The organism is Variovorax sp. GW458-11-26-14-LB1 (assembly GCF_059423965.1).
Genome location: NZ_JBWKYW010000031.1, coordinates 17,304 through 29,204 on the forward strand (window position 1 = coordinate 17,304; position 11,901 = coordinate 29,204).

Annotated in this window: 13 protein-coding genes; 7 read left to right on the forward strand and 6 right to left on the reverse strand. The window is 65.3% G+C overall.

The genetic code is table 11. The features are described 5' to 3' along the window. Positions 1-16: 16 nt before the first annotated feature. Positions 17-1,777, reverse strand: a complete 1,761-nt coding sequence (locus AC07YS_RS19880) for a hybrid sensor histidine kinase/response regulator (RefSeq protein ID WP_495269709.1) — start codon at positions 1,775-1,777, stop codon at positions 17-19. A gap of 2 nt (positions 1,778-1,779) precedes the next feature. Then, on the reverse strand, positions 1,780-2,463 hold the full coding sequence (locus AC07YS_RS19885) for a response regulator (protein WP_159277998.1): 684 nt from the start codon (positions 2,461-2,463) through the stop codon (positions 1,780-1,782). 208 nt (positions 2,464-2,671) lie between these two features. On the opposite strand from AC07YS_RS19885, the gene AC07YS_RS19890 reads away from it, so the two are divergent. Then, positions 2,672-4,384: a phospholipase D-like domain-containing protein gene (locus AC07YS_RS19890; RefSeq protein WP_495269700.1), complete on the forward strand. Its 1,713-nt coding sequence runs from the start codon at positions 2,672-2,674 to the stop codon at positions 4,382-4,384. A 168-nt stretch (positions 4,385-4,552) separates the two neighbouring features. Continuing rightward, positions 4,553-4,933 carry a cupin domain-containing protein gene (locus AC07YS_RS19895; RefSeq protein ID WP_307590715.1) on the forward strand — a complete coding sequence of 127 codons (381 nt, stop codon included), beginning with the start codon at positions 4,553-4,555 and terminating at the stop codon, positions 4,931-4,933. Between the two features lie 129 nt (positions 4,934-5,062). On the opposite strand, the gene AC07YS_RS19900 is transcribed toward AC07YS_RS19895, so the two are convergent. Further along, positions 5,063-5,296: an ATP-binding protein gene (locus AC07YS_RS19900; protein WP_082818010.1), complete on the reverse strand. Its 234-nt coding sequence runs from the start codon at positions 5,294-5,296 to the stop codon at positions 5,063-5,065. A gap of 102 nt (positions 5,297-5,398) precedes the next feature. On the opposite strand from AC07YS_RS19900, the gene AC07YS_RS19905 reads away from it, so the two are divergent. From AC07YS_RS19905 to AC07YS_RS19915, 3 genes are all read left to right on the forward strand, one after another. Next, positions 5,399-5,797 (forward strand): SMI1/KNR4 family protein, encoded by a 399-nt coding sequence (locus AC07YS_RS19905; RefSeq protein ID WP_495269699.1) that lies wholly within the window; start codon positions 5,399-5,401, stop codon positions 5,795-5,797. A 33-nt stretch (positions 5,798-5,830) separates the two neighbouring features. Then, the gene (locus AC07YS_RS19910; protein ID WP_495269698.1) at positions 5,831-6,094 is read left to right on the forward strand and encodes a hypothetical protein; all 264 of its coding nucleotides are present in this window, start codon (positions 5,831-5,833) and stop codon (positions 6,092-6,094) included. A gap of 218 nt (positions 6,095-6,312) precedes the next feature. Further along, positions 6,313-6,810: a hypothetical protein gene (locus tag AC07YS_RS19915; RefSeq protein WP_495269697.1), complete on the forward strand. Its 498-nt coding sequence runs from the start codon at positions 6,313-6,315 to the stop codon at positions 6,808-6,810. 397 nt (positions 6,811-7,207) lie between these two features. Here the strand turns inward: AC07YS_RS19915 and AC07YS_RS19920 are convergent, their stop codons facing one another. After that, complete coding sequence (locus AC07YS_RS19920; RefSeq protein WP_495269696.1) at positions 7,208-7,468, reverse strand: hypothetical protein; 261 nt, start codon at positions 7,466-7,468, stop codon at positions 7,208-7,210. 190 nt (positions 7,469-7,658) lie between these two features. Then, the gene (locus AC07YS_RS19925; protein WP_492694371.1) at positions 7,659-8,003 is read right to left on the reverse strand and encodes a hypothetical protein; all 345 of its coding nucleotides are present in this window, start codon (positions 8,001-8,003) and stop codon (positions 7,659-7,661) included. Between the two features lie 1,468 nt (positions 8,004-9,471). On the opposite strand from AC07YS_RS19925, the gene tuf reads away from it, so the two are divergent. Continuing rightward, positions 9,472-10,668, forward strand: a complete 1,197-nt coding sequence (tuf, locus tag AC07YS_RS19930; protein ID WP_495269695.1) for an elongation factor Tu — start codon at positions 9,472-9,474, stop codon at positions 10,666-10,668. Between the two features lie 65 nt (positions 10,669-10,733). On the opposite strand, the gene AC07YS_RS19935 is transcribed toward tuf, so the two are convergent. After that, positions 10,734-11,168 carry a VOC family protein gene (locus AC07YS_RS19935; RefSeq protein ID WP_495269694.1) on the reverse strand — a complete coding sequence of 145 codons (435 nt, stop codon included), beginning with the start codon at positions 11,166-11,168 and terminating at the stop codon, positions 10,734-10,736. Between the two features lie 71 nt (positions 11,169-11,239). Between AC07YS_RS19935 and AC07YS_RS19940 the strand changes: the two genes are divergently transcribed. After that, complete coding sequence (locus tag AC07YS_RS19940) at positions 11,240-11,893, forward strand: dihydrofolate reductase family protein (protein ID WP_492685956.1); 654 nt, start codon at positions 11,240-11,242, stop codon at positions 11,891-11,893. Positions 11,894-11,901 lie beyond the last annotated feature (8 nt).

Consider the following 11,901-nt stretch of genomic DNA (forward strand, 5'->3'; position numbering starts at 1 on the left):
GGAAGGGATCGCGGATTCAGGAATGCTCGATGGCCGCGGCCAGCGCGCGGCCGAGCGTCTGGTCGTCGACAGGTTTGCGCAGCAGCGGCAGCGCCTGCCGCCGCGCCGCCTCGACCACCGCCGGGTCGGTGTCGGCCGTGACCATGACGATGGGCAGCGCAGGCTGTGCGGCGCGCTGCGCGCGCAGGCGCCCGGCGGCATCGAAGCCCGAGACGCCGCCGCCGAGCCGGCAGTCGAGCACCACCGCATCGGGCTCGTCGACCTGCGCCAGCGCCTCGTCGAGCGTGGCGGCGGACAGCACGCGGCAGCCCATCGCGCCCAGCGCGTTGAGGTAGGCGCCGCGCACCATAGGGTCGTCCTCCAGCACCAGCACGCAGCGCCCGGCCAGGCTCCACGTCGCGCCGGCGCCCTCCCCCTCGCAGCCGTCGGCACCGGCAGGCGCGGCGCGCGGCAGCCGCAGGCGAAAGCAGGCGCCCGCGCCGAGGCGGGACTCGAGCTCGACCGGCACGCCCAGCAGCTCGGCCATGCGCCGCACGATGCCCAGGCCCAGGCCATGTCCCGCGGCAGGCGTGGTGCCGGAGCCCGACGCCTGGAGTTGCACCAGGTCCTCGAACACGAGCCGGTGGTTCTCGGGTGCGATGCCGGGGCCGCTGTCCTGCACGGTCAGCTCGACCCCGGCGTCCGATGCATCCTGCGTACGGACCCGCACCTCGACCTGCCCGCCCGCGGGCGAGAACTTGATCGCGTTGTCCACGAGGTTGGCCAGCATGCGGCGCAGCAGGTCGGGGTCGGTGCGCACCGCCAGGCCGGGCGGGCAGTCGGTGTGCAGCGCGACCCGGCGCGCCGCCGCCGCGGCGCCGAAGCTGGCCATCACGGCGGTCAGCAGCCGGTCGATCTGCACGCGCTGCGGCTGGGCCACCACCACGCCGGCGTCGAGTTTCGAGACGTCGAGCAGCGCGTCGAGCATGGCGCGCAGCTGCTCCAGGCTGCTGTCGACCACCTCGACGATCGCGCGCGCATCGGGCGCCATCGCCACGTGGCGCAGCGCCCCCACGTTGAGCGCCATCGCCTGCAACGGCTGGCGCAGGTCGTGGCTGGCGCCGGCCAGGAAGCGGCTCTTGTCGTTGTTGGCGCGCACCGCCTGGTCGCGCGCGATGGCCAGTTGCGCGCGCTCGAACTCCAGCGAGGTGGCCAGTGCCTGGTTCTCGGCGCGGATGCCGAACGACTCCTCGAAGGTCTGCAGGTTGCGCCGGGCAAAACGCGTCTGCACGCCGAAGAACATCAGCACCAGCACGGCCACGCCCCCGCCGAGCCAGCCGCCGGCCACCAGCCACATGGCGGCCGTGGGCACGAAGAGCAGCCCTGCGTAGGCCAGGAAGGCGGGCATCACGGTCGCGCTCGTGGACACGGCGCCCGCGCCCCAGGACACCAGAATCATCGTGAGGACCGCGTCCAGCGTCGGGTCGAGCCGGGCCATGAACAGCGCCGCGGAGCCGTTGCAGGCGCCGATCAGCACGTTCCAGTGCACGGTGGCGCGCAGCCGCGCGGCGATGGGGCGGGCGCGGTCGGCGGCCATGCGCGCGAGCGCGGCGGCGCGCCACTCGCGGCTGGCGATCACCGCCGCGAACCAGCCGAGCACCCAGGGCGTCGGCACGTCGCGCCAGACGATGGCCGCGACGACGACGGCGGTGAGCAGGATCTGCCAGCGCAACCCCACGGCCTGCTCGGCGACCACCTGCAGGCGCCGTTCGTCCAGTTCGTCCAGCGCGGCGGGCATGCTCACGCAGCCTCGAGCGCCCATGCCGCCTGCGCGTCGAAGACGCGGCACATGGCATCGGTGCGGTTGCGCGCGCCCAGCGCCCGGTAGACCATCGACAGGTGCACCTTCACGGTGCCCTCGGCAATCAGCAGCTGGCGCGCGATCAGCTTGACCGGCATGCCCCGCATCGCCAGCGCCAGCACCTCGCGCTGGCGCGGCGACAGCTCGACGCGCAGGAAGCCCGCGAGGTCCTCGCGCGGCAGCTCGTCGGGGTCGCGCGCGCGGGTCACGTCGTCGGCCAGCACGAACTCGGCCGGCAGGTAGATCTTGTGGCGCAGCACCACGCGCAGGGCGGCCTCCATGTCCTCGAGCCGGTACGACTTGGGAATGAAGCCGGCCGCGCCGGCCTCGATGACCTCGCGCACGCGCTGCGGCGAGCTTTCCGCCGACTGCATGCACACGGGCGTGGCCTCGAAATGCGCCTTCACGGCCTTGAGCGCCGCCAGCCCGGACAGCTGGGGCAGGTGGTAGTCGAGCAGCAGCAGGTCGATGCCGACGGGGTCGCGCTGGCAGGCCTGCTCGGCGTCGCGCACGGCGTCGAAATGGAAGGGACGGCCGGGTTCGATCTCGGCGGCCATGCGCTCCAGCAGGAGGCGCGTGCCGTTCCAGACGATCTCGTGGTCATCGACCAGCAGAACCTTCATACAGGCCTCTCGTCTACGGTGACCCTCCCCGTCCTGAATGCAGATTAGCGCAAAGCCCCCCAAGAAGCGAGCGTGCGCACCTACACCAAAGGCCTAGTCGGATGGCCACGCCGGGGACTAGGCGCTGCGCGCAATGGTTGCGGCGCGCGCCGCGCGGAAAACTGGCTGCATCGATCGCCACTTCGCATCCGATGCACCGAGGACCGCCATGAACACCCCCCAATCTCTTGCCGCGCTGCGTGCCGCATGGGAACCCCTTGCGTGCCGCTTTTGCATCCTGGCGATGCAGCATGCGGCGCTCGCCCGCTGGCTGTGCGCCGCGGCCATGCTCGCCGTCTCGCTGCTCGCGGGCTGCGCTGCATTGCCCAACGAGGTACCCCGTGTCGCGTCGCACGCGCGCACCGACCTCGGGGACAGCCCCCTGGCGCGCATTGCCGCCTTGTCGCTGCCGGCTGCGGACAGCGCGATGTCCGCGATGCCCGATGTATCCGGCGTGCGCCTGCTACCGGGCGGCGACCAGGCCTTCGACGCACGCATCGCACTCGCGCAGGCCGCACAGCACACCGTCGACGCGCAGTACTACGTGGTGGCCCAGGACAGCGCGGGGCGGCAGTTCATGCGCGAGCTGCGCGACGCGGCGCAGCGCGGCGTGCGCGTGCGCCTGCTGGTCGACGACCTGTACACGGGCGGAGACGACGAGATGCTGGCCGGGCTGGCTGCGCACGCCAACGTGGAGGTTCGCGTCTTCAACCCGCTGCCGGTGCGCAGCGGTGGCCTGCGCACGCGCGTGCTGCTGTCGCTGCACGAGATCGGCCGCGTGAACCGGCGCATGCACAACAAGCTCTTCATTGCCGACAACAGCTTCGCCATCACCGGCGGACGCAACATCGCCGACGAGTACTTCGGGCGCAGCAAGCCGGCGAACTTCATCGACATGGACGCGCTGCTGGCCGGGCCGGCGGTGCGCGCGCTGTCGGCGAGCTTCGACGCCTTCTGGAACGGACCGCTGTCGTACCCCTTCGAAGCCATCGCAGCCGACAGCGCCCCGGCAGCGGCTCCTGCGCGCGAACGCTTCGCCGCGCTGGTGCGCGACCTCGCGCGCTTCATGCCGCCTGCCGACGAACCCGATGCGCTGGGACGCGGCCCGGTCGGCGCGCAGCTGGCGCAGGGGCGCGTCGCGCTGGTGCCTGCGCAGGTGCGCGTGGTTGCGGACGCGGCGGTGCCAGGTCGCTTCGCTGACGATGCCGGCGGCAACGTCGAAGAAGCCGCAGCGCCCCAAGGCCGCGAGGGCGCGGTCATGGCCGCGAACCTTGACCTCTTCCGGACCGCGCGATCGGAGGTGCTCGTCGTCTCGCCCTACTTCGTGCCCATGCCCCGCATGATCGAGGCCCTGAGCCATGCGAGCCGCGAGGGCGCGCGCGTGTCGGTGATGACCAATTCGCTCGCCACCACCGACGAGCCGCTGGTGCACTATGGCTACGCGCGCTACCGCAGCGCCCTCTTGCAGATGGGCGCCATGCTGTATGAGCTGATGCCGGCCGGCGAAGCGCATCCCGCCTGGAGCGACACCGAAAGCAGCCGCGGCTCGCTCGGTCGCCTGCACGCCAAGCTGGCGGTGGTCGACCGGCGCTGGTTCTACGTGGGGTCGATGAACATGGACCGGCGCTCGGCGCACTGCAACACCGAACTGGGCCTGATCGTCGACAGCCCCGCGCTGGCCAGCGAGCTGGCCGACCTGATCCAGCGCGTGCGCATGCCCGCGAGCTTCACCGTGAGCGAGGTACCTCTGCGAGGCGGCCTGCAATGGAGCTTCCTGCGCGACGGACGTCGCTGGGTGCTGCACCGGGAGCCCGAATCGAACTGGGCCCAACGACTGCGCTGGTCCGTGCTGTCGCTGGTGGTGGACGAAGATTTTCTGTAACCCGGCTTACGCAAACTGCCACATGACGCTCTTCGAAAGAGCGGCGCTTTCGTGCAAGAAATAGATCACTGCACGCGTGGCCCAGGACTACCATTCCATCGTTCACGTGCGGTTCGGCACGAGACTGCCGCGGACTGTTTGCTCACTCGTGTCGCAAGGAGAGTCGCGATGGCAAGCCCGATGAACGTCAGCAAGCTTCAGACGAAATCCCATGACGAACCGGATGAGGTTCGGGAGCCCGAGAAGACCCGGGTCGAAGTGGTCCGCCTCGAGGGCTACACGCTCGGACGTTTCAAGTTCGAGCCCGGGTGGCGCTGGTCGAAGTGCATCAAGCCGGTCGTGGGCACGGACAGTTGCCAGGTGGCTCACGTCGGGTACGCGGTCTCCGGCCGGGTCACCGTGCAAATGAATGACGGCTCGCAGACCGTCATCGAGGAAGGCATGTCGTACACCATTCCGCCGGGCCACGACGCATGGGTCGAAGGCAACGCTCCGTTCGTTGGCCTGGAGATGATGAGCGCAGAGGAATTCGCAAAGCCCCAAAGCTGAGCCGGGGTGAGAGGCCTCGGGAAGAGACTTCTTCGGGATGGTCGAACGGGGCGTGACACCCGCGACCATCCGGCTCACGCGCCCGGGTCTGCGGATTGCCTGGGCGGCGAGCCGGGCGCCGGGGGCGTTTCAGCCCTTTCGCATGGTGATCGCATGAAAAGGGCAAGTCACTGCGCAATCGCTGCAGCCCGTGCACCGATCCGCGTCTTGAAGCGTCGACAACTTCTTCCATTGCTCGACTTCGAGACTGAGAAGGTGAAGGTCGCACGCAGCGACGCACCAGCCGCAACCCGTGCAACGCGCGGCGTCGACAACGGGCAGCCAACCGGGTCGGTGCGGGCGGCGAGGCTGATGTACGTCCATCTGTGATTCCAACGAGCCGTATCGGTCCGGAAGGTAGCATGCCGGCGGCTCCAGTCGGCCAGAAGCCGACTTTCGACCCCGGCTCTCAATGAAAGGGATTTGATGCCGTTCGATTTGGATGAACGTTACCTGCAGGCTGCTGAGCAAGCGTTGGGCTTCAGCTTCCCGACGTCGTATCGCCTGGCCATGATGAGAAGCAACGGAGGCGCAGTCGCAACCAGGAACGACGACTGGGACCTGTACCCCATCACGGACGATTCCGATAGAAGGCGCCTCGCCCGCACCCTCAATGGCATCGTTCCCGAGACAGAGCGTGCGAGAGCCTGGCGTGGTTTTCCATCAGCCGCGGTGCCACTAGGCGGCAACGGCGAAGGCGATCAACTCGTCTTTCTCGCGGATGGGCTGGAGCTTGGTCCGGAGGTCTTCATCTGGCGTCACGAGACGTGCGAGTTGGTCCGCGTCGCTGACGACTTCGCAGCCCTTGTGACCGCGGGCTCTTGACGGCCAGAACCAGACATACACGCCCTGAGCCCAATGAATACCGTCTTTATCGTTCAGCACGTCCACCTGCTTTTGCCGCAGGAAGAGGAGGACGTAAAACTGATCGGAGCTTATCGGTCGCTCCAAAGCGCCCATGCAGCCGTTAAGCGGATGGCAAGTGCTCCGGGATTTCGAGATCATCCCAACGTCGTCGACTCAACCTGCGTCGGTGTTGGCGCAGGCGAAGGCTTCCACATCAGCGAGTATCGGCTCGATGAGGACAACTGGACCTCTGGCTATGTAACTCAGACCAATTGAGCCACCGGAAGCCGGCAATCCGCCTTTTTCACGCCGGCGCGATTCGGCCAGGAGCGGGCATCCAAGTGTGTGAATCCGTTTGGGTCGCAAGACTTCATTCGGACTTCATCAAGCACGGACCCGCCCGCGATAGCCTGCGGCAGCAATGTCGCTCTTCGTACGTAGGCTCAAACCAAATGGCACAAGCTCGGCAAGTTGAGGGCAACCGAACGCCGATCTTGGCGCGCCTGCTGGAGCTCCTTTGCGTGGCGATCTCTTGGTTCGCTCTGATCCTCGCGGCACCGATTTTTGTCATCGCGTGTTTTGATGCCACGCACCTGACGCATCGAATCAGCCCCTCCGAGCAAGATCACATCGAAATCGTTTCCCGTTACGCACGGACTTTCATCGATCAGAACAAAAGGTTCCCGGACCACGACGAGTATCGAAATTGGGTGGTCGCCACTGACAAACAGCAAGGGACGCATCTCGATGGGCTCGGGTACTCCTTGCACACGGAATGCGCGAAAGAGATCGGGGACTTCTGTGTGGGCTTCTTGGCCGACGATGTCTGGGTGACCTACAGGTCAGGGCAGGCAAGCCCTGCGGAGGTGGCGATCGATGGCCGTCTGGGCGAGGCGTGGCTCGAAGGAGTTGGCTTTGCGGGACTGCTGGCCATCGCCGTCTTCTTCAGGCGGGCAGCCAGTGTCAGGCGGACGTCCCCGCAAATTGAATGACTTCTTCAGAGATGCTATGTCTCTTGTGGGCCCTTTGCGCGAGTCGCACGCGAGGCTACAGTCGGCCAAAAGGTGACGGCCCCGTATTGCAGAAGCGGCCATCCAACGTTCGACATTAGCGGCGGGGAAAGCGGCGCAAAACGGACCTTTGCACGTCCGCTCGACGGAAGGGCTAGGTCACATACGTAGACAGAGCCTCTTGCCCGGTGTGGCCGCGAGCCTTGCCGGCGTTCAAGTGCGGTTGCAGATAGCTGCGCAGAACGGACTCCAGCCGAATCGCAGTTTGCTTCGATCTTACTCCGACGAGCACCAGCCGCAGCGACAAGCCAAGGGCGTGAGCATCGGTGTATTCGGCGATTGAACACACCACCATGATGCGCTTGGGTAGTGTGTTGAACTAGGCATCTTTCCGTTGGTCGAAGTGCGACGGCACTCGCTCAATAAAGCTGCGGCTCGTGGACTTGCCGACATACCAAAGTACATCCTGATCATCGAAGTAAAAGTAGAGCCCGTTGGGGTGGTCGGCCATCGAGCAGAGCTCGGATAGCTGGACGGTTCCGACGACCTTCTTCGGCATGGATCGCAGATGTGCGGCAAAGGCCTCGAGCGTGGAACCCAAATGGTCCTCGAAGGCGACGAAATACTCAGGGTGTGCCATAAGGGTCCTCACATTTGGCGTGAAAGGCAGGCCCCAGTACCCTGCGTTCGCTTGATGGAAGTGATATCCCGCATTGGAGACGCGCCAAAGCAGGCCTGCGCTCGCCGTCACACGATTTGAAGATGTGCTTCCATCCGCACATGAATCTGGGGCGCATGATGGCGACCTAGTTGCCCTGCAACTTCCAAGTCTAGCGCCGGCCACCAAGCTCCGTGATCAGGTCTTCAACGCCTCCATAGATCGGCTCCAGAGGGTGATCTCGGCAGTACTTGTCCAGGTACGCCAACACCTTTGTAGGGGCGAGGGTCTTGTTCGGCGTCTGTACCCGCGCCACGTTGTTGAAAGCACTGATGAAGCCCCACGACCACTGAACAACGCCGTCTTCATAGATGACGTTCTTGTTTCTTCGCCATGCGATGTGCTTATCGCAGCCTTCGGCACCAAGACCGTGGAAATAAACCAATTCATCTTTGGCGACAGCGGCCAACGATGTCGTTGCGCAAGCGATGAGAACCGCAAGGATGGGGAGTCGCATTCTTCCTCCAGGATTTTTCGACCCACCATTGTCTTTCGACTCGGACCGGTCTCAACCCGAAGTCTTGAACTCCCAGACACCTCTGAATTGCCTGCTGCAAGATATCTCACTGGCGCATGGACTACTGTCGGCAAGAGCGCTGTGCGATGGCGGTAGACGCGTCTATAGGAAAACGAGAGCGAGTACCTACTCAACATTCCCGGCAACGCACGCTAGTCTTACTGTGTCACAGGAGTAGTCTCGCGCTTGTTCTTCCGCAGCAGGGACACTACCCGGGCCGCGTGATCGGCTGGTAGCTCAGCCGAACATCAGCACCCCGCCCCCCGCAAGAGCCTAGCGAACTCCTCCATACGGCTTGCGCAATCGACGAGCCCATAGCCGTTGTTGGAGTCAGGAATTTCCATAGGAAACTTTTCGGTCAATCTGAGCTGCCTGCAACCGTCCGGTTGTCGCCGGGTGTTGCCTCAGATCGAGACCATCTTGGCGCACCCACCACCAAGATTTCGCCCTCCCCAATTCAGAACCACACATCCGCGTGTCCGGCAGCCCCACAGAATTTAGTGGGAATCGACCCTCTTTTCAGGCCAATGAATGGCATCTGCCGGTTCTACGAACAGCGACTCGGCGGCTCGGGTTCAGAAAGGAGTTTCACGTCGGCACTTACCCGCTCGGTAGGCATGGAGCATCAACCGCCCCGCGCGGAACGACCGCTTTGCGGCAGAGCGCATGTCTGCTATGGGCCCGATACGGCCATTCCCGGCCCCAGCTCTTCGCGAAGAATCCGTCATTCAACCCGCCATCATCTGCATCGGCCTGCACCACAGCGCCACGAACGCGAGCTGCCGGCATCTGCGACGAAGCACTGCGCAACCATTGCTGCATGCGTGCAACGCTCCTGTTGCCGGATCGCCATCGCGGTGTTAGCCTGCGCTCCCCCCAAAGATCAACCATCACGTTGCGGCCAACACCAACCGCACGAGAGCCCCATGAAGCAGTTCCTGACCAAGCAAGATGCATCGATGACCCGCGCAGTCGCGGTGACTTCGCTGCGCGCCTTTTTTGCCGAATTGCGTTCCTAGAGCCTTTCCACCTGGAGGCTCGGCCTCCTGAGTTTCACAAGACCCGGTAGGCCTCAAGCCACCGGGTTTTTTGTTTTCCGCTTGCCCACTTGGAGATTTGGACATGAGCCCCGAACGAGAGCTTCTTTCTTCCGCCGCACGCGCTGCCGGCGCAGTGCTGTGCGTCAACTCCGTGGAGTGGTTCGTGTAGAGCCCCCAGGCCCTCGTGCGCCTGGAGGTCCATCCTTCAGGCAAGAAAAAAAGCCTGTCGGGTGGTCCACCCCGGCAGGCTTTTTTATTGCCCGCATGGCGGGCACCGCGAGTTTGGTGCGCGCGCACCGACAACCCGCCGACCGTTTCGCCTGGCCAGCGAATCGCGTCGGTTTTTCAATCTCAAACTGGAGAGAAACATGATGAACAACAAGGTTCATGTGAATGTCGGAACCATCGGTCACGTCGACCATGGCAAGACGACGCTGACGGCTGCTCTGACCTTCGTGCAGGCCGCGCGCTTTGGCGGCGATGCGCTGTCCTATGGACAGATCGATAACGCGAAGGAAGAGCGCGAGCGCGGCATCACGATCAATACCTCGCATGTCGAGTACGAGTCGGACGGCCGTCACTACGCACACATCGACTGCCCCGGGCATGCCGACTACATCAAGAACATGATCACCGGCGCCTCGCAGATGGACGGCGCGATCCTGCTGGTGGACGGCACCGAAGGCGCCGCGCGGCAGACCATCGAGCATGTGCTGCTGGCGCGCCAGGTGAACGTCGGCCACATGGTGGTGTTCGTGAACAAGATGGACCTCGTTGCCGCAAGTGACCGTGCGGAGATCGAGCAGCTGATCGAAATGGAGATCGGCGCGCTGCTGGCCGCGCACGGTTACCACGATGCCCGCTTCGTGTTCGGCAGCGCGCTGAAGGCCCTGGCCGCCGCCGAACGCGGTGATCTCGAAGGCCCGGACGTGCAATGCATCGTCGAACTCGTGGACGCGCTGGACGCGTGCATTCCTGATCCGGTGCGCGACTACGACGCGCCGTTCATGATGCCTGTCGAAGGCGTGCACACCATCGCGGGCCGCGGCACCGTGGTCAGCGGCCGTGTCGAGCGCGGCGTGATCCGCGTGGGTGACAGCCTGGAAATCGTCGGGCTCAGCTCGGACGGCGACGCGCAGGTGGTCGTCACCGGCGTGCAGTCCTTCCACAAGGACGTCGCCGAGGCGCGGGCCGGCATGAACGTCGGCCTGCTGCTGCGCGGGGTCAAGCGCGACGCTGTCGTGCGAGGCCAGGTGGTCGTGAAGCCCGGTGCACTGAAGCCGTACCGGACGGGGCGCGCACAGATCTTCGTCCTCAGCAAGGACGAAGGTGGTCGCCATACCCCGTTCGGCTCGGGCTACCAGCCGCAGTTCTTCTTCGGCACGACCGACGTGACGGGTGTCATTCGCGTCGACACCGAGACCGGCATGGTCGAGCCGGGCGCACAGGTGCAGATCAGCTTCGAGCTGAACAAGCCCGTGGCCATCGAGAACGGCATGCGGTTCGCCATGCGCGAAGGCGGCAAGACCGTCGGCGCAGGCATCGTGACCGAGGTGCTCGGCTGAAAGGCTGATGCGCCATTTGCCCCTGTGGCCCGATTGCCGGGCGGCAGGGGCATTTTTTTTGAGCCTCAGCCGAGCTGCTCGGCAAGCCCGACGATGATGCCCTCAGGCCCCCGGATGTAGGCGAGCCGGTACGACGTCTCGTACTGCATCTGGCCGATGAGTTCCGCGCCATGGGCTTGCATCCGTGCAACGACCGCATCGATGCCATCGACGGCAAACATGATGCGGCGAAGACCCAAGGTGTTCACTGGCGCATTCACAGGCCCGAACCTGACCGCATCCGGCGTGTGGAACTTGTCCAGTTCGATTCCCTGCCCATCGGGCGTTCGCAGCATGGCGAGGGTGGCCCGGACGTCCCCCAGCCCGATGAGGCTGCCGATAGCAGGCCCTTCCACCGTGGTCTGGCCCTCGAGCTTCAGGCCCAGCTCGACAAAGAACGCCTTCACCGCTTCCAGATCGTCGACAACGATCAGGATGTTGTCCATTCGCTTGAGTGTCATGTCCTTCGGCTCCTCTTTCAACGGTGTTGCAAGGTCTACACTGCGGCTCCGCTTTTGCAGGAGACGACCCCATGCCTCGATTGCTTGTGCGCAGCTTCGGTGTTTCGCTCGACGGCTTCGCGGCCGGCCCGGACCAGAGTCTGGCGCATCCGCTGGGCGTTCGCGGCCCCGAACTCATGGACTGGTTCATGCCCACGCGCGTCTGGCAACGGATGCTTCAGACGGGCGAGACAAATGGCGAGACCGGCATCGACAACGAGATGGCCGAGCAAGGCTTCGCCGATATGGGGGCCTGGATCCTCGGGCGCAACATGTTCGGGCCGGTGCGCGGTCCCTGGCCCGACGAGAGCTGGAAAGGCTGGTGGGGCGACGAGCCTCCCTACCACGTGCCGGTCTTCGTGCTGACCCACCATGCCCGCGCACCGCTGACGATGCAGGGCGGCACCACCTTCCACTTCGTCACCGGCGGCATCCACGACGCGCTGGCGCAGGCACGGGCCGCCGCGGGTGGGCGTGATGTGCGGGTGGGCGGTGGCGTGGCCACCGTGCGCGAATACCTGAAGGCCGGCCTGATCGACGAATTGCACCTGGCTTTGCGGCCGGTGCTGCTGGGCCAGGGGGAAGCGCTGTTCGCAGGCCTGGATCTGCCGGCGCTGGGTTACCGCTGCGAACGGCAGGTGGCGGGCGAGCGCGCCATGCATGTGTTCCTGCGTCGCTCCGAATGAACCCGCGC